The organism is Streptomyces sp. NBC_01341 (assembly GCF_035946055.1).
Taxonomy (GTDB): domain Bacteria; phylum Actinomycetota; class Actinomycetes; order Streptomycetales; family Streptomycetaceae; genus Streptomyces.
Map to the genome: position 1 here is coordinate 5765230 of NZ_CP108364.1, position 22416 is coordinate 5787645.

Annotated in this window: 23 protein-coding genes; 12 read left to right on the plus strand and 11 right to left on the minus strand. The window is 71.1% G+C overall.

The window, feature by feature from the left end; all coding sequences use genetic code 11:
* Positions 1 to 579, plus strand: coding sequence for an alkaline shock response membrane anchor protein AmaP (amaP, locus tag OG206_RS25345; RefSeq protein ID WP_327119936.1), 579 nt, complete (start codon positions 1 to 3; stop codon positions 577 to 579).
* 59 nt (positions 580 to 638) lie between these two features.
* Here the strand turns inward: amaP and OG206_RS25350 are convergent, their stop codons facing one another.
* From OG206_RS25350 to OG206_RS25370, 5 genes are all read right to left on the minus strand, one after another.
* The gene (locus tag OG206_RS25350) at positions 639 to 1394 is read right to left on the minus strand and encodes an SDR family oxidoreductase (protein WP_327119937.1); all 756 of its coding nucleotides are present in this window, start codon (positions 1392 to 1394) and stop codon (positions 639 to 641) included.
* A gap of 4 nt (positions 1395 to 1398) precedes the next feature.
* The gene (locus OG206_RS25355) at positions 1399 to 3192 is read right to left on the minus strand and encodes a glycoside hydrolase family 15 protein (protein WP_327119939.1); all 1794 of its coding nucleotides are present in this window, start codon (positions 3190 to 3192) and stop codon (positions 1399 to 1401) included.
* A 73-nt stretch (positions 3193 to 3265) separates the two neighbouring features.
* Positions 3266 to 4060 carry an SURF1 family cytochrome oxidase biogenesis protein gene (locus tag OG206_RS25360; RefSeq protein WP_327119941.1) on the minus strand — a complete coding sequence of 265 codons (795 nt, stop codon included), beginning with the start codon at positions 4058 to 4060 and terminating at the stop codon, positions 3266 to 3268.
* A gap of 68 nt (positions 4061 to 4128) precedes the next feature.
* On the minus strand, positions 4129 to 4362 hold the full coding sequence (locus tag OG206_RS25365; protein ID WP_073747930.1) for a hypothetical protein: 234 nt from the start codon (positions 4360 to 4362) through the stop codon (positions 4129 to 4131).
* A gap of 63 nt (positions 4363 to 4425) precedes the next feature.
* A complete protein-coding gene (locus tag OG206_RS25370; protein WP_327119946.1) occupies positions 4426 to 5430 on the minus strand; it encodes a DEDDh family exonuclease in 1005 nt (334 codons plus the stop codon).
* Positions 5431 to 5571: 141 nt separating this feature from the next.
* Between OG206_RS25370 and OG206_RS25375 the strand changes: the two genes are divergently transcribed.
* The 4 genes from OG206_RS25375 to OG206_RS25390 all read left to right on the plus strand — a co-directional run bounded on the left by OG206_RS25375 (position 5572) and on the right by OG206_RS25390 (position 9164).
* Positions 5572 to 6291, plus strand: coding sequence for a VIT1/CCC1 transporter family protein (locus tag OG206_RS25375; protein ID WP_327119948.1), 720 nt, complete (start codon positions 5572 to 5574; stop codon positions 6289 to 6291).
* A gap of 222 nt (positions 6292 to 6513) precedes the next feature.
* Positions 6514 to 7422 carry a sterol desaturase family protein gene (locus OG206_RS25380; RefSeq protein ID WP_327119949.1) on the plus strand — a complete coding sequence of 303 codons (909 nt, stop codon included), beginning with the start codon at positions 6514 to 6516 and terminating at the stop codon, positions 7420 to 7422.
* A complete protein-coding gene (locus OG206_RS25385) occupies positions 7419 to 8099 on the plus strand; it encodes a lysoplasmalogenase (protein ID WP_327119951.1) in 681 nt (226 codons plus the stop codon). The genes OG206_RS25380 and OG206_RS25385 overlap by 4 nt, the downstream gene beginning before the upstream one ends.
* Positions 8100 to 8120: 21 nt before the next feature.
* Entirely contained in the window at positions 8121 to 9164 is a 1044-nt protein-coding gene (locus OG206_RS25390; RefSeq protein WP_327119953.1) for a zinc-dependent alcohol dehydrogenase family protein, read from the plus strand.
* A gap of 78 nt (positions 9165 to 9242) precedes the next feature.
* Here OG206_RS25390 and OG206_RS25395 read toward each other — a convergent pair whose 3' ends face one another.
* Positions 9243 to 10775 carry a S8 family peptidase gene (locus OG206_RS25395; RefSeq protein ID WP_327119955.1) on the minus strand — a complete coding sequence of 511 codons (1533 nt, stop codon included), beginning with the start codon at positions 10773 to 10775 and terminating at the stop codon, positions 9243 to 9245.
* A gap of 319 nt (positions 10776 to 11094) precedes the next feature.
* On the opposite strand from OG206_RS25395, the gene OG206_RS25400 reads away from it, so the two are divergent.
* The 3 genes from OG206_RS25400 (at position 11095) to moaA (ending at position 14241) form a co-directional block, all read left to right on the plus strand.
* On the plus strand, positions 11095 to 11460 hold the full coding sequence (locus tag OG206_RS25400) for a DUF485 domain-containing protein (RefSeq protein WP_327119957.1): 366 nt from the start codon (positions 11095 to 11097) through the stop codon (positions 11458 to 11460).
* A complete protein-coding gene (locus OG206_RS25405; RefSeq protein ID WP_327119959.1) occupies positions 11457 to 13094 on the plus strand; it encodes a solute symporter family protein in 1638 nt (545 codons plus the stop codon). The genes OG206_RS25400 and OG206_RS25405 overlap by 4 nt, the downstream gene beginning before the upstream one ends.
* Positions 13095 to 13251: 157 nt before the next feature.
* Positions 13252 to 14241, plus strand: coding sequence for a GTP 3',8-cyclase MoaA (moaA, locus tag OG206_RS25410; protein WP_327119961.1), 990 nt, complete (start codon positions 13252 to 13254; stop codon positions 14239 to 14241).
* On the opposite strand, the gene OG206_RS25415 is transcribed toward moaA, so the two are convergent.
* Positions 14224 to 14472: a hypothetical protein gene (locus OG206_RS25415; protein WP_327119963.1), complete on the minus strand. Its 249-nt coding sequence runs from the start codon at positions 14470 to 14472 to the stop codon at positions 14224 to 14226. The genes moaA and OG206_RS25415 overlap by 18 nt on opposite strands.
* Before the next feature lie 230 nt (positions 14473 to 14702).
* Positions 14703 to 15089: a DUF3099 domain-containing protein gene (locus OG206_RS25420; protein WP_327119965.1), complete on the minus strand. Its 387-nt coding sequence runs from the start codon at positions 15087 to 15089 to the stop codon at positions 14703 to 14705.
* 212 nt (positions 15090 to 15301) lie between these two features.
* Between OG206_RS25420 and OG206_RS25425 the strand changes: the two genes are divergently transcribed.
* Entirely contained in the window at positions 15302 to 15586 is a 285-nt protein-coding gene (locus OG206_RS25425) for a GlsB/YeaQ/YmgE family stress response membrane protein (RefSeq protein WP_327119967.1), read from the plus strand.
* A 68-nt stretch (positions 15587 to 15654) separates the two neighbouring features.
* Here the strand turns inward: OG206_RS25425 and tyrS are convergent, their stop codons facing one another.
* The 3 genes from tyrS to OG206_RS25440 form a co-directional block, all read right to left on the minus strand.
* Positions 15655 to 16923 (minus strand): tyrosine--tRNA ligase, encoded by a 1269-nt coding sequence (gene tyrS, locus OG206_RS25430; protein ID WP_327119969.1) that lies wholly within the window; start codon positions 16921 to 16923, stop codon positions 15655 to 15657.
* 216 nt (positions 16924 to 17139) lie between these two features.
* Positions 17140 to 18534: a metallopeptidase TldD-related protein gene (locus OG206_RS25435; protein ID WP_327119971.1), complete on the minus strand. Its 1395-nt coding sequence runs from the start codon at positions 18532 to 18534 to the stop codon at positions 17140 to 17142.
* Complete coding sequence (locus OG206_RS25440; protein WP_327119973.1) at positions 18531 to 20054, minus strand: TldD/PmbA family protein; 1524 nt, start codon at positions 20052 to 20054, stop codon at positions 18531 to 18533. The genes OG206_RS25435 and OG206_RS25440 overlap by 4 nt, the downstream gene beginning before the upstream one ends.
* A gap of 257 nt (positions 20055 to 20311) precedes the next feature.
* On the opposite strand from OG206_RS25440, the gene fabG reads away from it, so the two are divergent.
* From fabG to OG206_RS25455, 3 genes are all read left to right on the plus strand, one after another.
* The gene (gene fabG, locus OG206_RS25445; RefSeq protein WP_327119975.1) at positions 20312 to 21031 is read left to right on the plus strand and encodes a 3-oxoacyl-[acyl-carrier-protein] reductase; all 720 of its coding nucleotides are present in this window, start codon (positions 20312 to 20314) and stop codon (positions 21029 to 21031) included.
* 5 nt (positions 21032 to 21036) lie between these two features.
* A complete protein-coding gene (gene fabI / locus OG206_RS25450; protein WP_327119977.1) occupies positions 21037 to 21804 on the plus strand; it encodes an enoyl-ACP reductase FabI in 768 nt (255 codons plus the stop codon).
* A gap of 199 nt (positions 21805 to 22003) precedes the next feature.
* Complete coding sequence (locus OG206_RS25455; RefSeq protein ID WP_327119979.1) at positions 22004 to 22384, plus strand: hypothetical protein; 381 nt, start codon at positions 22004 to 22006, stop codon at positions 22382 to 22384.
* The last annotated feature ends 32 nt before the right edge of the window (positions 22385 to 22416 follow it).

A 22416-nucleotide genomic window follows, 5' to 3' on the forward strand; every position in this document is an offset into this window, starting at 1 on the left:
GTGATCGGAAAGTGCAACCGCATACTGACCGGCCTGGCCGGACTCGTGCTCCTCGTCGTCGGCGGGGGCGTCCTCGTCGCGGGGCTCGGCCTCTCCCTGCCGTCCTGGTGGCCGTACGACGGCAAGAACGACGTCCTGCTGAGCAGGGGTGACCGCTACCGGTGGCGGGATGAGGGCTGGTGGTGGCCCACCGTCATCGCGGTTCTCGCCGTCCTGGTGGTTCTCGCCCTCTGGTGGCTGCTCGCCCAACTGCGCCGTGGCCGCCTCGCCGAGATCCTGGTGGACAGCGGCGACGGCGAGGGCGCGCTGCTGCGCGGCAAGGCGCTGGAAGGCGTCCTGGGCGGTGAGGCGGCCTCGCTGGACGGGGTGTCGGACGCCAAGGTGACGCTGGCCGGCCGGCGAACCGCCCCGCAGGCCCGGCTGCGGGTGCTGCTGGAGCCGCACGCCGCCCCCGGGCCGACACTGCGGGAGATCTCCGAGGGGGCCCTCGCTCACGCCCGGGCCTCGGCCGGCCTCGACGAACTCCCGGCCGAGGTCCGGCTCAAGGCCGTCAAGCACCGTGCGGAGCGGGTCAACTGACGCGCCGCCGACGCGTGACCGGCAGTGGCCGGGCCCGCGCGGAGTCCGGGCGGCTCGCGTCAGAAGCCGTGGCGGGCGCCGCCGTCGACCGGCACCATGATGCCCGTCAGGTAGGAGGCGGCGGGCGAGAGGAGGAAGGCCGAGGTCGTGCCGAACTCCTCCGGAGTGCCGTAGCGGCGCAGCGGGATGCGCGCCTCGTTGGCCGTGCGGGCGGCCTCCGCGTCGCCCGACAGGGCGTCGAGCTCGCGCACCCGGTCCGTGTCGATCCGGGACGGCAGCACACCGAAGACCCGGATGCCGCGCGGACCCAGCTCGTCGGCCAGGGACTTGGCGAAGCCGGCGAGGCCGGGGCGCAGTCCGTTCGAGATGGTCAGGCCGGCGATCGGCTCGTGCACCGATCCGGACAGGACGAAGCCGATGACGCCGCCCTCGCCGAGCGCCTCGGCCGCGGTGCGCGCCAGCCGTACGGCGCCGAGGAAGACGGACTCGAAGGCGGTCTGCCACTGGTCGTCCGTGTTGTCGGCGACGAAGCCGGGCGCGGGTCCGCCGACGCTGATGAGGATGCCGTCCAGCCTGCCGAAGCGTTCCTTCGCGGTGTCCACCAGGCGCCGTGCCGCGTCCGGTTCGGCGTTGTCGGCGACGGCCCCGACCACCTCGGGGCCGATTGCGGCAGCCGCCTCGGCGACGCTCTTCTCCTCCCGGCCGGAGATGACCACCTTCGCGCCGTCGGCGGCCAGCGCCCGTGCCGTGGCGTTGCCCAGCCCGCGTGTCGCGCCGGTGACGATGTAGACACGGTCCTTCAGTCCAAGATCCATGCCCCTATCCTGCCGCGTCATCGCGCGCGAGGTCGACCGCGCTGTTCACCAGGCCGATGTGGCTGAAGGCCTGCGGGTAGTTGCCGAGCTGCCGTCCCGCCACCGGGTCGTACTCCTCGGCCAGCAGCCCCACGTCGTTGCGCAGTTCGAGCAGCCGCTCGAAGAGGACCTCGCCCTCCTGCCGGCGTCCCGTCCGGACCAGGGCGTCGACCAGCCAGAACGAACAGGCGAGGAACGCCCCCTCGTCGCCCGGAAGTCCGTCCACCGACCCGCCCCGGGTGCTGTAGCGGCGGATCAGACCGTCGTGGGCGAGCTCGTCCCGCACCGCGTCGACCGTCCCGGTCACCCGCGGGTCGTCGGGCGGCAGGAAGCCCGCGCGCACGATGAGCAGGGTCGCGGCGTCCAGCTCCTGGGAGCCGTAGGACTGCGTGAAGGTGTTGCGCACGGGGTCGTAGCCCTTCTCGCAGACCTCCGCGTGCACGGCGTCCCGCATCGCGCGCCAGCGGTCGGCGTCGCCGGGCAGTTCCGGGTTCTCCTCCAGGGTCCGCACCGCGCGGTCGGCCGCGACCCACGCCATCACCTTGGAGTGCACGAAATGGCGGCGTTGCCCGCGGACCTCCCACAGGCCCTCGTCCGGCTCGCGCCAGGTGGACTCCAGGAAGCCCAGCAGGCTGAGCTGCAGGTTCCAGGCGTGCGACTTGTTGTCGAGCCCGGCCTCGCGGGCCACCCTGAGCGAGTCGATGACCTCGCCGTAGACGTCGAGCTGCCTCTGCCGCACGGCCGCGTTCCCCGCGCGGACCGGCTGCGATCCCTCGTAACCGGCCAGCCAGGGCAGCTCCGTCTCGGGGAGCCTGCGCTCGCCCGCGAGTCCGTACATGATCTGCAGGTCCGCCGGGTCACCGGCGACGGCCCGCAGCAGCCAGTCCCGCCAGGCCGCCGCCTCCTCCACGTATCCGCACGCGATCATGGCGCCGAGGGTGAGGGTGGAGTCCCGCAGCCAGCAGAAGCGGTAGTCCCAGTTGCGTACGCCGCCGATCTCCTCCGGCAGCGAGGTGGTGAGGGCCGCCACGATCCCGCCGGTCGGCGCGTAGGTGAGCGCTTTGAGGGTGATCAGCGAGCGGAGTACTGCCTTCCGGTGCGGGCCCCGGTACGTGCACCGGGCCGCCCACTTCGCCCAGTCCGCAAGCGTGTGCTTCAGGGCCTTGTGAGGATCGATCAACTTGGGGCGGGGGGAGTGCGAGGGGTGCCACGTCAGGACGAACGCCACGGACTCGCCCTCGGAGACCGTGAAGGACGAGCAGGTGCTGAACTGCTGCCCCCAGGTCTTGACCGGCGGCTCGCTGCGCAGCCAGACCGAGTCCGGGCCGGCCACGGCCACCCGGTGGCCGTGCGAGCGCCGCATCCACGGCACGACGGAGCCGAAGTCGAACCGCAGGCGCAGGACGGAGCTCATGTCGACGCTGCCGCTGACGCCCTCGACGATGCGCATGACGTCGGGCGCCTTGTCGCGCTGGGGCATGAAATCGATGACCTTGACGGTCCCGGTCCTCGTCTCCCAGTAGGTCTCGAGGACCAGCGAGTCGTCCACGTAGGCCCGCCGGGTGCACGTCTCGCTGCTGTCCGTGCCCTGCGGGGCGATCCGCCAGTGGCCGTTGTCCTCGTCGCCGAGCAGCGCCGCGAAGCAGGCGCCAGAGTCGAAGCGGGGCAGGCACAGCCAGTCGACAGAACCGTTCCTGCCCACCAGGGCGGCCGTCTGGAGATCGCCGACGACGGCGTAGTCCTCGATGCGTGGAGTCACGCTCTGGCGTCTTCCCGAACCTGGGCTTCGTTAAGCAGCGAAACCGGTGTGAACAGGCAGGGGATGGTGCCGGTCAGGCGGTCGCGGGCTCCGGCTGCTCCGCGGCCTCGCGGTCCCCGGCGGCCCGGGCGAGGTCGCGCTTCTCACGGCGCACGAGGATGACCCAGCCGACGGGGACCCCCGCGGCGAAGAGCCACCACTGGACGGCGTACGCCATGTGAGGGCCGATGGAACCGTCGTCCGGAGCCGCGATCACCTCGGGGCTGCCGTCGGCGGGCGCCGGAGCGGTCAGCTCCAGATAACCGCCGAGGACCGGACGGCCGAGGAGGTCCGCCTGCTGGGCGCTGTTGATCAGCATCACCTGGCGGTCCGGCAGACCCTTCAGGTCCTTGATCCCGCTCGTGCCCGTCGTCTCGTCCGCCTTGAGCCGCCCGGTGACGGTGACCTCGCCGCGCGGCGGAGCCGGGACCTCGGGGAACGCCCGCTGGTCGGTCGCCGCCTCGACCCAGCCGCGGTTGACCAGGACGGTGCCACCGCCCTTCAGGTCGAACGGGGTCAGCACCAGGACGCCGATCCGCTCGTCCTGCGAGGTACGCCGCCGCACGACGACCTCGTGCCGGGTGTCGAACGTCCCCGTGGCCGTCACCGCACGCCAGTAGTCGGAGCGGGGAACCGTGTGTCCGGGTGCGGTCAGGCGGTCGACGGGGACCGGGTCCAACTCGAGGTTCCGGGAGATCAGCGCGTTCTGCGCGACCCGGTGTTCATGCCGGTGCAGCTGCCAGAAACCGAGCTCGATCATCGTGGGAATCATGGCGAGGACGATGAGGGTGACGATCACCCACTGCCGGGTCAACAGGAAGCGGTACACCCCATGACCGTACAGCCGGGGCCATGGGGTGCGGCACGGAGGGGTCCCCGTGCGGACGGGGCGGCCCGTCATACTTTGTCCACGATGCCCGCCCTTCCCTCGGCCCGGGCGCAGTGACCGCCGCAGTACCAGTGGCCGTCGACCTCGACGCCCTGGCCGATGACCTGGACCCGGCAGTGCTCGCAGATGGGCGCCATGCGGTGGATGGCGCAGGAGAAGCAGTCGAAGACGTGCACCGCGCCCTGCGCGTGCACCTCGAAGGACATCCCGTAGTCGTTTCCGCAGACCTCACAACGTGCCATGCGCCACAGGGTGGGACGCCGCGGGGCGGCGGGCGAGCCGATGCGGGGCGAGTCGCCCCCGGTTCACTCCGATGACGGTGACGGCTTCGGCACGGCGACCGTCGCGGCCGGGGCCACATCCCTCAGGAGATGGGTGAAGGCGCTCTCCTCCAGGACAGGCGTGCCGAAGGACCTGGCCTTCACCGTCTTGGACGTCGCCGAGTCCGGGTCGTTGGTGACGAGCAGGCTCGTCAGCCGCGACACGCTGGTCGCCACGTGCAGGCCCGCCTCGACGGCGCGGTCCTCCAGGAGCTCCCGGTCGACGGAGGTGTCGCCGGAGAACGCCACACGCATGCCCTGCATGAGCGGTTTGTCCGGCTCGTAGCGCCCCGGGTTGGGATAGGGGCACGCGGGACGCTTGCGCGAGGGACGCCAGCTCTGCGCCTGCGACGGACGGTAACCGGCGCGCGGAGTGACCGGCGAGTCGTACCACTCGGTCAGCGGGCGGCACTCCAGCAGGGGCAGCCGCACCCCGTCCCTGGCCGCGGCCAGCAGGCTCGGCCGGAAGGCCTCTGCCAGCACCCGGGCGTCGTCCAGGGCGTGGTGCGCGCGCTGCTGCACCACGCCGAAGTGCGCGGCCAGCGACTCCAGCTTGTGGTTGGGCAGGGGGAGCCGCAGCTCCTTGGAGAGCGCGATGGTACACAGACGCTGCTCGACGGGCGCAGTCACCGCGGCGCGGGCGTACTCACGGGCGATCATCGACCAGTCGAACGCGGCGTTGTGGGCGACGAGCACGCGGCCCGCGAGCCGCTCGGACAGCTCGGCGGCCACCTCGGGAAAGAGCGGCGCCCCTTCCAGGACGTCGCTGGTCAGCCCGTGGATCCAGACGGGACCGGGGTCCCGCTCAGGGTTCACCAGCGTGTACCAGTGGTCCTCGACCTCGCCCCGGGCGTCGAGGCGGTACACGGCAGCGGACACTATCCGGTCGTCGCGGGCGAGTCCGGTGGTCTCCACGTCGACGACCGCGTACCCCTGGGGATACGCGGCCGGCCACGGCGCTGCGGTCTGACGGTCGTCGAGCATGGTCACAGAGAATACGGGCCGGGGCCGACAGTGACCTATCCGGGCGGCCCCGGCCGCGAACCGGGAGACGGCGGCGCGCAGTTGGCCGCACCCCCTCGAAAGCGGTTCCGGATGCGGTCGCGGCGCATGTGGTGAGACGCTCCCGGGATGACGGACACGCAGGCACAGGCGCACGACGAACCCCACGGGGGCGGGCTCGGCACCCGGCTCAACTGGCTGCGGGCCGCGGTGCTGGGTGCCAACGACGGTGTGGTCTCGACCGCCGGCCTCGTCGTCGGGGTCGCCGGCGCGACCGGGAACCGGTCCACGCTGCTGACGGCCGGACTCGCCGGGCTGCTCGCGGGCTCCCTGTCGATGGCCGCGGGTGAGTACGTGTCGGTGTCCACCCAGCGCGACTCGGAGGAGGCGGCGCTGGAGACCGAGAAGCGGGAGCTCGAGGAGACCCCGGAGGCCGAGCTCGCCGAACTGACCGGACTGCTGGAGGAGAAGGGGCTGAGCGCGCGGCTCGCACGGGAGGCCGCCGTCCAGCTCACGCAGCGCGACGCGCTGCGCGCCCACGCCGAGGTCGAGCTCGGCATCGACCCGGACGAGCTGACGAATCCCTGGCACGCGGCGGGAGCGAGCTTCCTCGCCTTCACGGTGGGAGCGATGCTTCCGCTGCTGGCGATCGTGCTGCCACCCACCTCGGTGCGCCTTCCCGTCACCGTGCTGTCCGTGCTCGCCGTGCTGGCCCTCACCGGCTGGTGGAGTGCCCGGCTGGGGGAGGCGGCTCCCAGGCGCGCGGTGCTGCGCAACATGGCCGGGGGAGCGGTGGCCATGGCCGTCACCTACGGGGCGGGTGCGCTGCTGGGGGCGACGGGGGTGTAGGCGCGTCCGGAGGCGGTAGGTCCGGCTGTGGGCTCCCCGGCGAGTGAATATGTGCAACCGCGTCCGAGGGAAGGAGAGTTCGTCCTCCCGGCGAGGGTGCGTGCCGGAGATCCTGCGGCGATCCCGTTGGCGGAACCCGCCAAACGCTGATGACGTCCCGTCTCGCATACTTGTGGGTAACAACATCTATCGCGCGTCGCCCCGCGGCCCTACGGTGCTCGCATGGAGCCGAATCCGCCCGATGTCGTGCTGTGGTCCATCCCGGCCTTCGTCCTGCTCACCGTCCTCGAAATGGTGTCCTACCGGCTGCACCCGGACGACGACGCCGCCGGGTACGACGCCAAGGACGCCGCCACCAGCATCACCATGGGGCTGGGCAGTCTGGTCTTCGACCTGCTGTGGAAGATACCCGTCGTCGCGATCTACGCGGCTCTGTACGAACTGACGCCGCTGCGCGTCCCCGTGCTGTGGTGGACCGTCCTGCTGATGCTTCTCGCCCAGGACTTCTTCTACTACTGGTCCCACCGCGGCCACCACGTCATCCGGCTCCTCTGGGCCTGCCACGTGGTCCACCACTCCAGCCGGAAGTTCAACCTCAGCACCGCCCTGCGCCAGCCGTGGACCTCGCTCACCTCCTGGCCGTTCTACCTCCCGCTCATCGCCCTCGGGGTCCACCCGGCCGCACTCGCCTTCTGCTCCTCGGCGAACCTCGTCTACCAGTTCTGGGTCCACACCGAGCGGATCGACAGGCTGCCCCGGCCCTTCGAGTACGTGCTCAACACCCCCTCCCACCACCGGGTGCACCACGCCTCGCAGGGCGGATACCTCGACCGCAACTTCGGCGGGATCCTCATCCTCTGGGACCGCCTCTTCGGCTCCTTCGCCGCGGAGACGGAGCGGCCGGTCTTCGGCCTCACCAAGAACATCGCCACGCACAACCCGTTCCGCGTCGCCACCCACGAGTACGCCGCGATCGCCCGCGACGTGCGCGCGGCCGCCACCTGGAGCGAGCGGGCCGGCCGGGTCTTCCGGGGGCCGGGCTGGCAGCCCTCGCCGGCCCCCTCCGCCGCCGTGCCCGCCCCCGTTCCCGCTCCCGCGCAGCCCCGCGCCGCCACCGAGCAGACCGGATGACCCGCGGCGCCGGTGCGCCCCGGCTCGTACGCCCGCTGCTCATCGCCTTCGTCGCCGTGGCGGCGGTCCACCTCGTGGGGCACCTCGTCGGCATCCAGGCCGCCCACGTCGCCACCAAGCCGCTGCTGGTGCTTCTGCTCGCCGCCTGCGCCGCCGCCCGCGGCGGACCCCGCCTGCTGATCGCCGCGCTGCTGTGCGGCTGGGTGGGGGACGTGCTGCTGATGCTCGACGCGGAGCCCGCGTTCCTCGCCGGGATGGGCTTCTTCGCCGCCGGCCACGTCTGCTACCTCGTGCTCTTCGGGCGCGCCCCCGTACGCCCGGTCACCGGCCTCGCGTACGCCGTCGTTCTCGTGGCCTTCGTCGTGCTCCTGTGGCCAGGACTCCCGGCGGGGCTGCGGATCCCGCTGACCGGTTACAGCCTGCTGCTCACGGCCATGGCCTGGCGGGCCGGCGTCCTCGGGCGGTACGCCGCGGCCGGCGGGGCCCTCTTCCTGGTCTCCGACGCGCTCATCGCCACCGGCCTCGCGGATCTGCCGCAGTTCCCCGCGCACGACTTCTGGATCATGCTGACCTACCTCGCGGCGCAGTACCTGCTCACCCGGGGAGCGCTCGGTCCGGACGAGGATTCCACCGGCGCCGCCCCCGGGGCGTACCGTGAAGGGAGTATCAGAATCTGAGACGAGCGAGGACTTCGACGCATGCGCGCCACCGTGATCCATGCCGCCCACGACATACGCGTCGAGGACGTACCCGACCCCACGATCCAGCAGCCCACCGATGTGGTGCTCCGGGTCCTGCGGGCCTGCATCTGCGGCAGTGACCTCTGGGCCTACCGCGGAGAGTCCGCCCGGCAGCCCGGCCAGCGCATCGGCCACGAGTTCCTCGGCGTCGTCGAGGAGGCCGGCCCCGGGGTCAACGGCTTCGCCGTCGGCGACCTCGTCGTGGCCCCGTTCGTCTGGTCCGACGGCACCTGCACCTACTGCGCCGAAGGGCTCACGACCTCCTGCCCGCAGGGCGGATTCTGGGGATCGGCGGGCTCCGACGGCGGCCAGGGCGAGGCGGTCAGGGTCCCGCACGCCGATGGCACCCTCGTGCGGCTCCCGGCCGACGCCGCGTCCGACGACCGGCTGCTCACCGCGCTCCTCGCGCTCTCGGACGTCCTCGGAACCGGGCACCACGCCGCGCTCGGCGCGGGCGTCGTGCCCGGCAGCACCGTCGCGGTCGTCGGTGACGGCGCGGTCGGCCTGTGCGGCGTCATGGCCGCCAAGCGGCTCGGGGCGGAGCGGATCATCGCTCTCGGCCGGCACAGCGCGCGCACCGACATCGCCCGCGCGTTCGGTGCCACGGACGTCGTCGCCGAACGCGGCGAGGCGGCCCTCGCGGCCGTACGGGAGCTGACCCGCGGCGAGGGTGCCCACGGGGTGATCGAGGCCGTCGGGACCGAGCAGTCCATGCGTACGGCCATCGGCATCATCCGTGACGGCGGCTCCATCGGCTACGTCGGAGTCCCGCACGGCAGTGGTACCGGTGTCGACCTCGACGTCATGTTCGACCGGAACATCGCCCTGCGCGGCGGCGTCGCCCCCGTGCGCACGTACATCCCGGAGCTGCTGCCCGACCTGCTCGACGGCACGATCGACCCCTCACCCGTCTTCGACCTGACCGTCGGGCTGGACGGGGTGCCGGGAGGCTACAAGGCCATGGACGAGCGCATGGCGCTCAAGGTCCTCATCAAGCCGTAGCGCGGTACGCCGGGCCACCGGCACGGGAGGGGCGGGGGACCTCGGTCCCCCGCCCCTCCCTCGTGCCGTGCGGGCGTGCTACCTGCGGACCGCGTCCAGCGCGTCCACGACACCGGCTCCGTAGAAGCCGTTGTAGCGCGGGCCGCCCTCGCAGACGGCGTCGACGGTGCCGTCACCGTTGATGTCGTACGGCGCGCCACAGGCGGTCCTGTCGGCCTGGTGCGTCAGCAGCGCCTTCACCACGCCCGCCGAGGCGTACGGGTGTGTCGACTTGATCAGCGCTGCGACACCGGCCACGTGCGGGGAGGCCATGGACGTCCCCGCCTTGTAGCCGAACGTGCCGCCGGGCAGGGTCGAGAGGATCAGGCCGCTGGTGGCCGGCGGCGCCGGGGTCTGGTAGACGGTCGAGTCGCCGCCGGGGGCAGCGACGTCGATGACTCCGAGACCGTAGTTCGAGTACGAGGCCTTGAGGCCCTTCGCACCGGTCGCGGAGACCGTCACGACACCGGGGAGCATGGTCGGAATGTCCGGGCACTCGCTGGGGTCGACCGTACGGGTGACCGTGGTGGTGTCGTTGGGGCTCGTGGTGTCCTCGATGGCGTCGAGGGCCAGGTCGTGGTCGGAGTTGCCGGCCGCGGCGACGTTGACGACGCCCCTGCCCTCCGCGTAACGGGTCGCGCGGGTGACCGCCTCGACCAGGGCGCCCTGGTCCGGGTCGTTCTTGCAGTTGAACAGCCACGGGTCCGTGTAATAGCTGTTGTTGGTCACGTCCACGCCGTGCTCGGCGGCCCACACGAAGCCGCAGACGACGGCCTCGGTGTAGAAGAAGCCCGCCGGGGTCGACACCTTGATGCCGGACACCTTCACACCGGGCGCCACGCCGGTGACGCCGACGCCGTTCTTCGCCGCGGCTATCGTGCCCGCGACGTGCGTACCGTGGTCGCTCTCGCCGGCCGCGGGCCGCCAGGCGCCGTCCGTGGTGTCCGGGGCGCCGGACACACAGTTCACCGAGGCCTTGCGGTCGAAGTTCGGGGCCAGGTCGGGGTGCGTGTCGTCCACACCCGTGTCGATGACGGCGACCGTGACCTTGCTGCTGCCGAGCGACTTCTGGTGCGCCTTGTCCGCCTTGATGGCGGGCAGGTCCCACTGCAGCGGCTCGAGCGGGTCCTGGCCGGCGGCCGCCTCCCCGGCGGCGGCGCGCGCCTGCGCGGCGGTGAGGGGCTGCTCGACCCCGATGTCCTTCGTCGCCTGCGGGACGATCGGGTTGGTGCGCGTGGCGCCCGCGGACTGGACGCCCCTGGCCTTGCGGATCGTCGCGCCGAAGTCCGGGTTCTTCGAGTGGACGACGATGACGCCTATGCGGTCGTACGACGTCACGACCGTCCCGCCGGCCTTGGATATCGCCTTGCGTACCTGTTTGACGGTGCCGTGCCCCGCTCGTGTGTTCACGACGTACGACAGCTCGGGGCCGTCTGCCGGAACCGCCGCCGCCGGCTCGTCCGCGGGTGCCGCGGCCGCGGTGCCCGTCGGGAGGAAGCCGAGCGAGGCCGTGAGCGCGAGTCCGACGGGCAGCGTGAGCACGCGTGTCCGTCTGGATGCCAGATGAGCCATGGGTTCTCCACATCATCCGTGCCAGTGGGCCGGACACAGGTGTGTCCGTCCGGTACATGACCAAGGAAGCTATCGCTGATCTTCCCGGCGCATCAACGAATACGGGCAAGTGAGTTCGAGGTGTGACCTCTGGGAGTCAGGTTTACAGGCTTTCCGTGCCGGAGGAGGCGCGTCCGGAAACAAGCCGAACCTCCGGTGAACCGCTTCGCCGCGGCCCCCGTGCCGTTGCACAGGGAGTCGTGCACCATCCCCCACCCGCAGAGGACTCCCCGTGAAATCCACCGTCCCGACCACCGCATCCGCGTCGCGAGGAGAATCCGTGGCCACCGAAGCACCGCCGCCCCAGGACCGCAAGGACGACGGCCCCGTCCAGCCCACGACCGAGGCGTTCCTCGAGGCGCAGAACAGTGCGGAGTTCACCGCCCTGCGCCGCTCCCACCGCTCCTTCGCCTTCCCGCTCACCGTCGGCTTCATCGCCTGGTACCTGCTGTACGTGCTGCTGTCCAGCTACGCCGGCGACTTCATGGGCACCATCGTCTTCGCCAACTTCAACGTGGCCTTCGTCTTCGGCCTCGCCCAGTTCGCCACCACGTTCCTGATCGCCTGGTTCTACTCGCGCCACGCCACGAACAAGCTCGACCCGCAGGCGGCGGCCATCAAGTCCCGTATGGAGGCCGACGCATGAGCGCCGCGTACGACTCGCACGCCGTGATCCAGCTCGCCGCCTCGTCGACGACCGAGCACCGGCCGCTGATCATCACCCTCTTCGCGGTCTTCGTCGCCGCGACCCTGGCCATCACCGTCTGGGCCGGCCGGCAGACCAAGAGCGCGTCCGACTTCTACGCGGGCGGGCGCCAGTTCACCGCCTTCCAGAACGGTCTCGCGGTATCCGGCGACTACATGTCGGCCGCGAGTTTCCTCGGCATCGCCGGAGCCATCGCACTCTTCGGATACGACGGCTTCCTCTACTCCATCGGCTTCCTCGTGGCCTGGCTCGTCGCACTGCTCCTCGTCGCCGAGCCGCTGCGGAACTCCGGCCGCTACACCATGGGCGACGTCCTCGCCTACCGCATGCGCCAGCGGCCGGTACGCACCGCCGCGGGCACCTCCACCATCGTCGTCTCGATCTTCTACCTGCTCGCCCAGATGGCCGGCGCGGGCGTCCTGGTGTCCCTGCTGCTCGGCATCACGAGCGACGCGGGCAAGGTCCTCATCGTCGCGCTGGTCGGCGTGCTGATGATCCTCTACGTCACCATCGGCGGCATGAAGGGGACCACCTGGGTCCAGATGGTCAAGGCCGTGCTGCTCATCGCGGGCGCGCTGCTCATGACCTTCCTGGTGCTGTGGAAGTTCGACTTCAACGTGTCCGACCTGCTCGGCACCGCCGCGGAGAAGAGCGGCCACGGGGCCGCGTTCCTGGAGCCCGGCCTCAAGTACGGCAGCACCGACGTCTCGAAGCTGGACTTCATCTCGCTCGGGCTCGCACTGGTCCTCGGCACCGCCGGCCTGCCGCACATCCTCATCCGCTTCTACACCGTGCCGACCGCAAAGGCCGCCCGCAAGTCCGTGAACTGGGCCATCGGCATCATCGGCTCCTTCTACCTGATGACCATCGCCCTCGGCTTCGGCGCGGCAGCCCTGATCGGGCCGGACGAGATCAAGGCGAAGAACCCGGCGGGCAACGCCGCGGCACCCCAACTGGCCGAATACCTCGGCGGGGTCGGAACCACGTGGGGCGCGATCCTGCTTGCGGTCATCTCCGCCGTCGCCTTCGCCACGATCCTCGCCGTCGTCGCGGGACTCACCCTCGCCTCCTCGTCGTCGTTCGCCCACGACATCTACGCCAACGTCATCCGCAAGGGGACCGCCACGGAGAAGGAGGAGATGCGCGCCGCCAAGTGGGCCACCGTCGCGATCGGCATCGTCTCCATCGCGCTGGGCGCGCTCGCCCGCGACCTGAACGTCGCGGGGCTGGTCGCTCTGGCCTTCGCCGTCGCCGCCTCGGCCAACCTGCCGACCATCCTCTACAGCCTCTTCTGGAAGCGCTTCACCACCCAGGGCGCCCTCTGGTCGATCTACGGCGGTCTCGCCTCGTCCGTCCTGCTGGTGCTCTTCTCGCCGGTCGTCTCCGGCAAGGTCACCTCGATGTTCCCGGACGCCGACTTCGCCTGGTTCCCGCTGGAGAACCCGGGCCTCATCTCCATCCCGCTCGGCTTCCTGCTCGGCTGGGTGGGCTCCGTCCTCTCCAAGGAGGAGCCGGACAAGGGCAAGTACGCGGAACTCGAGGTCAAGTCCCTCACCGGTACGTGCGCCCACTGACGCGTCCGCCGCACCACCACCGCCGGCCCCGTCGTAGAGTCCTACGACGGGGCCCGTCGCACCTCGTGTCAACCGAGCACCATGGATGTCACCGGTCTCGCGTACCCTCGGAAGAGTCAGAACCGCAACCGCGGACACCAGCGGGAGGGGGCCCACAGTGCTCGTCGACACCTACGGCAGGGTCGCCACCGACCTGCGTGTGTCACTGACCGACAAGTGCAATCTGCGCTGCACCTACTGCATGCCCGAGGAAGGCCTGCAGTGGCTGGGCAAGACGGAACTGCTCAGCGACGACGAGATCGTACGGCTCGTCCGTATCGCCGTCACCTCGCTCGGGATCACCGAGGTCCGCTTCACCGGTGGCGAGCCCCTGCTGCGCCCCGGACTCGTCTCCATCGTCGAACAGTGCGCCGCCCTGGAGCCCCGCCCCAAGATGTCGCTCACGACCAACGGCATCGGGCTGAAGCGCACCGCCGCCGCACTGAAGGCAGCGGGCCTGGACCGGGTCAACGTCTCCCTGGACACCCTGCGGCCCGACGTCTTCAAGACGCTGACCCGCCGCGACCGGCACCAGGACGTGCTCGACGGACTCCGGGCCGCCCGGGACGCGGGCCTCACCCCGGTCAAGGTCAACTCCGTCCTCATGCCGGGACTCAACGACGACGAGGCCCCCGAGCTCCTCGCCTGGGCCGTGGACAACGCCTACGAGCTGCGCTTCATCGAGCAGATGCCGCTGGACGCCCAGCACGGCTGGAAGCGCGACGGGATGATCACGGCCGGTGACATCCTCGCCTCGCTGCGCACGCGCTTCGCCCTCACCGCCGAGGGCGACGACGAGCGCGGCTCCGCCCCCGCCGAGCGCTGGACCGTCGACGGCGGCCCTCACCGCGTCGGCGTGATCGCCTCCGTGACCAGGCCGTTCTGCGGGGCATGCGACCGCACGCGGCTCACCGCCGACGGGCAGGTCCGCACCTGTCTCTTCGCCCGCGAGGAGACGGACCTGCGCGGCGCGCTGCGCTCCGACGCCCCGGACGAGGAGATCGCCAGGATCTGGCGGCTCGCGATGTGGGGCAAGAAGGCGGGTTCCGGACTCGACGACCCCACGTTCCTGCAGCCCGACCGCCCGATGTCAGCCATCGGCGGCTGAGGACTCCCATTCCTCCAGCGTCACGACGTCCTTGAGGAAACCGCGCACCCCGAGGAACGAGGACAGGTGCTCCCGGTGTGCGTCGCAGGCGAGCCAGGTCTTGCGCCGCTCCGGAGTGTGCAGCTTCGGGTTGTTCCAGGCCAATACCCACACGGCGTCGTCGCGGCAGCCCTTGGCGGAGCAGACGGGAGCGCCGGTGGCGCTGTCGGCGGGAGTGTCGGGGAGGTTCACGACCTCAACCCTAGGGCCTGACCTCCGGCCCCTTCGCGGCGCATCCCCGCCGGAGAAAGGGCGACGCCGAGCAGCCACGGGGGGAGCTGCCCGGCGTCGGTCCGTCGCTCCGACGGGGGATGCGGAGCGCACCCGAAGTATGCCACGACGACCATGATCGGTTGCACCGGATCGTCACGATCGATCTGAGCTCTTCTTGAGCTTTCCGGCGCCTCCCGCACCGCTCCCGATCAGTCCGCCGCGCGTGTGTCCCCGGCGCGTCCGGCCGGTCCCGGCTCCCCGGCCGGCCGCGCGAAAGGCTCCGCGTGACCCGCCGTACGGGAGTCACCGATCGCCGGCCGCATCGGCGCGGGCACGAACGTCGTGGGAAGCGAAGACGCGTTCTCCCGGCCTGCGTTTGCGATGACGACCGCGACATAAGGGAGCAGAACGCCCAGGGCGAGCGCCACCACGGCCACATGCCTCTCCACGTTCCACAGGGTCGCGGCCAGCACCACCGAGACGGTGCGGACGGACATCGAGATGATGTAGCGCCGCTGCCTGCCGCGCACGTCGTCGGCGAGTCCCTGCCGGGCGCCCGTGATACGGAAGACCTCCGCGCCCCTCTGCTTCCGCATCGTGATTCCACCACCAGATCTCCGTGCCGGACCTACCCGGGCGACCGGTCCCACGGTACGCCCGCCGTGCGCGCGGTTCGAGACCGGGGCGCGCCCGGCGTGTGCGGGTCGGTACCCCCGGTTCACGTACGGCCGTGTCCGGCATGCGGCGTACGTCCGTCGAGTCGAAACTGGTGGGCGTGCGCACACCGCGCCGCGCGAGGAGGCGAGACATGGGCTGGCTGTGGGCGATCATCGTAGGTCTGGTGCTCGGTGTGATCGCTCGAGCGATCCTGCCCGGCAAACAGGACATCCCGCTCTGGCTGACGGTCGTGTTCGGCATCCTCGGCAGCATCCTGGGCAACGCCGTCGCGACCTGGATCGGCGTCAACGACACCAAGGGCATCGACTGGACGCGGCACGTGCTGCAGTTGATCGGTGCCGTGGCCGTCGTCGGGGTGGGGGACATGCTCTGGCAGTCCCTCAAGGGCAACCGCGGCAAGAAGCAGAGCACCTGACCCGGCCGCACACGGCCGCGGCCGGCCACGCGTCACGCGTGACCGGCCGCAGTGTGTGCGCGCAGGCCTCAGCCGGTCCCGACCTCGACGGCCGCCAGGTTCTTCTTGCCCCGGCGCAGCACCAGCCACCGGCCGTGCAGCAGCTCCGAGACCGCCGGGGCGCTCTCCCCGTCCGTGACCTTCGCGTTGTTCACGTAGGCCCCGCCCTCCTTGACGGTGCGGCGGGCGGCCGACTTGCTGGCGGACAGCCCGACCTCGACCAGGAGGTCCACCACCGGGCCGAGCTCGCCGACCCTGGCGTGCGGCACCTCGGACAGGGCGGCACTCAGCGTCGCCTCGTCCAGCTCACCCAGGTCGCCCTGGCCGAACAGCGCCTTCGACGCGGCGATGACCGCCGCGCACTGGGCGCCGCCGTGCACCAGTGTGGTCAGCTCCTCGGCCAGCGACCGCTGGGCCGAGCGCGCCTGCGGGCGCTCCTCGGTGAGCTTCTCCAGCTCCTCCAGCTCCTCGCGGCTCTTGAAGCTGAGGATGCGCATGTAGGTCGAGATGTCCCGGTCGTCCACGTTCAGCCAGAACTGGTAGAACGCGTACGGCGTCGTCATCTCCGGGTCGAGCCAGACGGCCCCGCTCTCGGACTTCCCGAACTTGGTGCCGTCGGCCTTCACCATCAGCGGCGTCGCCAGCGCGTGCACGGCGGCACCCGGCTCGAGACGGTGGATCAGGTCGATGCCCGCCGTGAGGTTGCCCCACTGGTCGCTGCCGCCCTGCTGGAGCGTGCAGCCGTAGCGCCGGTACAGCTCCAGGTAGTCCATGCCCTGGAGCAACTGGTAGCTGAACTCCGTGTAGCTGATGCCCTCCTGGGACTCCAGCCGACGGGCCACCGAGTCCTTGGTGAGCATCTTGTTGACCCGGAAGTGCTTGCCGATGTCCCGGAGGAACTCGATCGCGGAGAGACCCGCCGTCCAGTCCAGGTTGTTCACCATCGTGGCGGCGTTCGGGCCGTCGAAGGTGAGGAAGGGCTCGATCTGCCCGCGCAGCCGCTGGACCCACGTGGCGATGGTCTCCGGGTCGTTCAGCGTGCGCTCGGCGGTCGGGCGGGGGTCACCGATCTGACCCGTCGCCCCGCCGACCAGGGCGAGCGGCTTCAGCCCCGCCTGCTGGAGCCGGCGCATGGTGAGCACCTGCACCAGGTGGCCGACGTGAAGACTCGCGGCGGTCGGGTCGAAGCCGCAATAGAACGTGACCGGGCCGTCCGCGAGAGCCTTGCGCAATGCGTCCTCGTCGGTGGACTGGGCGAACAGCCCGCGCCACTTCAGCTCGTCGACGATGTCCGTCACGGTCGTTTCTCTCCTCGGGGGGTTCGGCAGTAGGCGGTTCAGTCTAAGGGCTGCCCCGTAATCTCCGGCGGGCGCGCGACGACAGCTACGGCGCCTCGCTGCGTTGTCGGAACGCCCGAATACATCCAGTATGCGAGCGCTCCTCCGCCTTGCGATGCACCGCATCTGACGCCGCGCGCTGATCCACCAGGGACTACGGGACAGCCCTTAGGACGGTCAGACGCCCCGGCTGACCGAGCTCATATGGAAATCGGGGATGCGCAGCGCGGGCATCGCCGCCCGGGTGAAGTAGTCGCCCCACTCGCGCGGCAGCGTCTTCTCCGTACGGCCCGCCTCCGACGCCCGGGACAGCAGCCCCACGGGGGACTCGTTGAACCGGAAGTTGTTGACCTCGCCGACGACCTCGCCGTCCTCCACCAGATAGACCCCGTCACGGGTGAGGCCGGTCAGCAGCAGCGTGGCCGGATCCACCTCCCGGATGTACCAGAGGCAGGTCAGCAGCAGGGCCCGGCCGGTCGTCGCGGCCACCATCTCCTCCAGCGACCGCTCGCCACCGCCGTCCAGGACGAGGTTGTCGACGGCCGGAGCGGCCGGCAGGCCGGTGAGTTCCGCGGAGTGACGGGTCGTGGCCAGCCGCTCCAGCCTTCCCTCCCTGATCCAGTCCGTCGGTGCCAGCGGCAGCCCGTTGTCGAAGACCGAGGAATCGTCCCCCGACGCGTGCGCGATCACGAACGGCGCGGACTCCAGCCCCGGTGCGTGCGGATCGCTGCGCAGCGTCAGCGGCAGTTCGCAGAGCTGCTCGCCCAGCCGTGTGCCGCCGCCCGGCCGGGAGAAGACCGTCCGGCCCTCCACGGCGTCCCGGGCCCCCGCCGACCAGTACTGGTAGATCAGCAGGTCGGCCACCGCGGTCGGCGGCAGCAGCGTCTCGTAACGCCCCGCCGGCAGCTCGATGCGTCGTTCGGCCCAGCCGAGGCGCTTCGCGAGCTCCGCGTCCAGGGCCGCCGGGTCGACGTCCTTGAAGTCGCGCGTGGCCCTGCCCGCCCACGCGGACCGGGTGCGGTCCGGTGACTTGGCGTTCAGCTCCAGCGTCCCGTTCGGCTGGTCGTGACGCAGTCGAAGACCCGTCGACGTACCGAGATAGGTCGACGTCTGCTGATGGTGGGCGAAGCCGTACAGCTCCCGCCCGCCCGCGCGTGCACGGGCGAAGGCGTCGCCGAGGGCCGGGGCGAAGCCGGCGAAGACGTCGGAGCCGGTCTCGGCCGGCGCCTCGGTGAAGTCCGCGGACGCCGGGACCCCGGAGACCAGCTGCCGGGCGTCCTCCGCGGGCCCCGCGCCGCGGGCGGCGGCCTCGGCGGCCCGCACGAGCGGCTCCAGGTCGTCGGCGGTGACGGCGGAGCGCGACACCACACCGGACGCGGTCCCCTCGGCCCCGTCGACCGTCGCGATCACGGTGAGGCTCCGGCCCCGTGTCACCCCGTTCGTGGTGAGCGCGTTGCCGGCCCAGCGCAGATTCGCGGAAGAGCTCTCGTCCGCGATGACCACGCAGCCGTCGGCGGTGGACAGCTCCAGCGCGCGCTCGACGATCTCGTACGGCTTGCTGACGCGGCTCATCGCCCGCCCTCCTGCGTCGTGTTGAGGATGTTCACGCCTCGGAAGAGCGCGGAGGGGCAGCCGTGGGATACGGCCGCGACCTGACCCGGCTGCGCCTTGCCGCAGTTGAACGCGCCCCCGAGAACGTACGTCTGGGGGCCGCCGACCTTCTCCATCGAGCCCCAGAAGTCCGTGGTCGTCGCCTGGTAGGCCACGTCCCGCAGCTGGCCCGCGAGCCTGCCGTTCTCGATCCGGAAGAACCGCTGCCCCGTGAACTGGAAGTTGTACCTCTGCATGTCGATGGACCAGGACCGGTCGCCGACCACGTAGATCCCGCGCTCCACCCCGCCGATCAGGTCCTCCGTCGACAGCCCGCCCGGATCCGGCTTGAGCGACACGTTCGCCATGCGCTGCACGGGCACGTGCCCCGGCGAATCCGCGTACGCGCACCCGTTGGACCGGCCCAGACCCGTCAGCTTCGCGATGCGCCGGTCCGTCTGGTAGCCGACCAGCGTCCCGTCCTTCACCAGGTCCCAGGACTGCGCCTCGACGCCCTCGTCGTCGTAACCGATCGTCGCGAGCCCGTGCTCGGCGGTGCGGTCACCGGTCACGTTCATCACGGGGGAGCCGTACGCCAGCTTGCCCAGCTGGTCGAAGGTCGCGAACGACGTCCCCGCGTACGCCGCCTCATACCCCAGGGCCCGGTCCAGTTCCGTCGCGTGGCCGATGGACTCGTGGATCGTCAGCCACAGGTTGGACGGGTCGACGACCAGGTCGTACGTCCCCGCCTCGACGCTCGGTGCCCGCATCTTCTCGGCCAGCAGCCCCGGGATGCGCTCCAGTTCGGAGTCCCAGTCCCAGCCCGTGCCGGTGAGGTACTCCCAGCCCCGGCCCGCCGGCGGCGCGATCGTCCGCATCGAGTCGAACTCACCCGTCGTGCCGTCCACGGCCACCGCGGTCAGCTGGGGATGCACCCGCACCCGCTGCTGGGTGGTCACGGTGCCGGCCGTGTCCGCGTAGAACTTGTTCTCGTGGACCGTCATCAGGGAGGCGTCCACGTGCGCGACCCCGTCGGCCGCCAGCAGCCGGGAGCTCCATTCGGCGAGCAGCCCGGCCTTCTCCGTGTCCGGCACCTCGAAGGGGTCCCGCTCGTACGCCGACACCCAGGTCCGCTCCCCGTGCACCGGCTCGTCGGCCAGCTCGACCCTCTCGTCCGAACCGGCGGCCGCGATCACCTTCGCGGACAGCTTGGCCATGGCGACGGCCTGGGAGGCGACCTTGGCCGCCGCGTCCATCGTCAGGTCCACCCCGGACGCGAAACCCCACGCCCCGCCGTGCACCACCCGGACCGCGTACCCCGTGTCGGTGCTGTCCGACGTCCCGGACAGCCGGGCGTCCCGAAGCCGCCAGGAGGCGTCCCGCACCCGCTCGAACCGGAAGTCCGCGTGGACCGCGCCCAGCGCGCGGGCCCGGGCGAGCGCCGCGTCGGCGAGGGCGCGCAACGGCAGCGCGAGAAAGGACGGGTCGATGTCATGGGCCACGGACGGCCTCCCCTGCTGTGGTCGTGTCCGGGCACGAAGTCAATCACGCGGGGACCCCGCCGGAGGGGAGAGTTCTGCGCGTCCTGACCTCGCCGCACCGGCGTCCGGCCGCCCGGTGCCGGTCCGGGCCCCGCCGCACCCGACTGTAGGAATCCCACAGTGCCGCGTCGGAGCCACTGTCGGAGGCCGATTCCTTGTCCGGGGAGTCCTACCGATAGGTTTTCGATGTACCAGACCGCCAAGGAAAGGGTGATCCGTTGAGCCGCTCGGTTCTCGTCACCGGAGGAAACCGGGGCATCGGCCTCGCCATCGCCCGCGCCTTCGCCGACAACGGCGACAAGGTCGCCGTCACCTACCGCTCGGGGCAGCCGCCCCAGGAGCTCACCGACGCGGGTGTCCTCGCGGTCCGGTGCGACATCACCGACACCGAGCAGGTGGAGCAGGCCTACAAGGAGATCGAGGAGAAGCACGGTCCCGTGGAGGTGCTGGTGGCCAACGCCGGTATCACCAAGGACCAGTTGCTGATGCGGATGTCGGAGGAGGACTTCACGTCCGTGCTCGACACCAACCTCACCGGCACCTTCCGCGTCGTCAAGCGGGCCAACCGCGCGATGCTGCGCGCCAAGAAGGGCCGCGTCGTCCTGATCTCCTCCGTCGTCGGGCTCCTGGGCTCCGCCGGCCAGGCCAACTACGCGGCGTCCAAGGCGGGCCTGGTCGGCTTCGCCCGGTCGCTGGCCCGCGAGCTCGGTTCGCGGAACATCACGTTCAACGTCGTCGCGCCCGGGTTCGTCGACACCGACATGACCCAGGTACTCACCGACGAGCAGCGCAAGGGCATCGTGGCCCAGGTGCCGCTCGGCCGCTACGCGCAGCCCGCCGAGATCGCGGCCGCGGTGCGCTTCCTCGCGTCCGACGACGCGTCGTACATCACTGGAGCCGTCATCCCCGTTGACGGCGGATTGGGCATGGGTCACTGATCACCATGAGCGGAATTCTCGACGGCAAGCGCATCCTCATCACGGGTGTGCTGATGGAGTCGTCCATCGCTTTCCACACGGCGAAGGTGGCACAGGAACAGGGCGCCGAGGTCATCCTGACGGCCTTCCCCCGGCCGACGCTGACCGAGCGCATCGCCAAGAAGCTCCCGAAGCCCGCCAAGGTCATCGAGCTCGACGTGACCAACGACGAGCACCTGGGCCGGCTCGCCGGACTCGTCAAGGACGAGCTCGGCTCGCTGGACGGCGTCGTGCACTCCATCGGCTTCGCCCCTCAGGACGCCCTGGGCGGCAACTTCCTGAACACGCCCTTCGAGTCGGTGGCCACGGCGATGCACGTCTCGGCGTTCTCGCTGAAGTCGCTCGCCATGGCCTGCAAGCCGCTGATGGCCGAAGGCGGTTCCGTCGTCGGCCTCACCTTCGACGCGCAGTTCGCCTGGCCGCAGTACGACTGGATGGGCCCGGCCAAGGCCGCGCTGGAGGCCACGTCCCGCTACCTCGCCCGTGACCTGGGCAAGGACAGCATCCGCTGCAACCTGATCTCGGCCGGACCGATCGGCTCCATGGCCGCCAAGTCCATCCCGGGCTTCGGCGAGCTCGCGGACGTCTGGAACCACCGCTCCCCGCTGGAGTGGAACATGGCCGACCCGGAGCCGGCCGGGCGCGGTGTCGTCGCGCTCCTCTCGGACTTCTTCCCGAAGACGACGGGCGAGATCATCCACGTCGACGGCGGCGTGCACATGATGGGCGCCTGACGTCGCACGTCCCGCGCACACGCCTGACGACGGCCGCGTACCCGCCTCCCCGGCGGCGTCACGCGGCCGTCGCGCGTTCGGGTGAGCGCGCGGACCGCCCTGCCCACGGGCCGTCCGGCGCTCGAGTCGAAAAGATGGCCGCTCCACCGCAGAATGTGGTGAACCGGACTTCTGGTCAGGCTGCGGGGAGGAGATCGCTGTGCGCTCCACACGTCGCAGGACCTGGGCCCTGACGGCCGTGGCTGCCGTCGGCCTCGGTCTCCTGGCCCCCGTGGCCGTCAACGCGGCAGGCCGGGCCGGCAGTGTGCCGGCCGGTGCAGCGGCCCCTCGGGCGCCGGAACCCGAGCCGTCGGGCTCCGAATGCCGTACGGCGGTCGAGGGGTCCCGGGTGACCGCCTACTGCCACAACCCGTACCCCACCACGGATCTCGTCCGGCTCCACACGGAGTGCGCCCGCTGGTGGGACGTCGACGCGGACGGCGAAGCGGTCGCGGTCCAGCCGGGCCGGACCGTCAAGCTCGAGGACCGCTGCTGGAAAGAGGTCGGATCGGCCTGGGTCAGCCACTCGGTGACCCCGTAGAGCTCTCTCCCGCCCTTCGGCGGGCGTCGCTG

What these genes read in the sequence shown, in the direction of transcription:
- OG206_RS25350 (WP_327119937.1), bottom strand. Translation starts at nt 1,394, where the DNA reads ATGGATCTTGGACTGAAGGACCGTGTCTACATCGTCACCGGCGCGACA.
- OG206_RS25365 (WP_073747930.1), bottom strand. Translation starts at nt 4,362, where the DNA reads ATGGCACGTTGTGAGGTCTGCGGAAACGACTACGGGATGTCCTTCGAG.
- OG206_RS25375 (WP_327119948.1), top strand. Translation starts at nt 5,572, where the DNA reads ATGACGGACACGCAGGCACAGGCGCACGACGAACCCCACGGGGGCGGG.
- OG206_RS25380 (WP_327119949.1), top strand. Translation starts at nt 6,514, where the DNA reads ATGGAGCCGAATCCGCCCGATGTCGTGCTGTGGTCCATCCCGGCCTTC.
- OG206_RS25385 (WP_327119951.1), top strand. Translation starts at nt 7,419, where the DNA reads ATGACCCGCGGCGCCGGTGCGCCCCGGCTCGTACGCCCGCTGCTCATC.
- OG206_RS25390 (WP_327119953.1), top strand. Translation starts at nt 8,121, where the DNA reads ATGCGCGCCACCGTGATCCATGCCGCCCACGACATACGCGTCGAGGAC.
- OG206_RS25395 (WP_327119955.1), bottom strand. Translation starts at nt 10,775, where the DNA reads ATGGCTCATCTGGCATCCAGACGGACACGCGTGCTCACGCTGCCCGTC.
- OG206_RS25405 (WP_327119959.1), top strand. Translation starts at nt 11,457, where the DNA reads ATGAGCGCCGCGTACGACTCGCACGCCGTGATCCAGCTCGCCGCCTCG.
- OG206_RS25420 (WP_327119965.1), bottom strand. Translation starts at nt 15,089, where the DNA reads ATGCGGAAGCAGAGGGGCGCGGAGGTCTTCCGTATCACGGGCGCCCGG.
- OG206_RS25425 (WP_327119967.1), top strand. Translation starts at nt 15,302, where the DNA reads ATGGGCTGGCTGTGGGCGATCATCGTAGGTCTGGTGCTCGGTGTGATC.
- OG206_RS25435 (WP_327119971.1), bottom strand. Translation starts at nt 18,534, where the DNA reads ATGAGCCGCGTCAGCAAGCCGTACGAGATCGTCGAGCGCGCGCTGGAG.
- fabI (WP_327119977.1), top strand. Translation starts at nt 21,037, where the DNA reads ATGAGCGGAATTCTCGACGGCAAGCGCATCCTCATCACGGGTGTGCTG.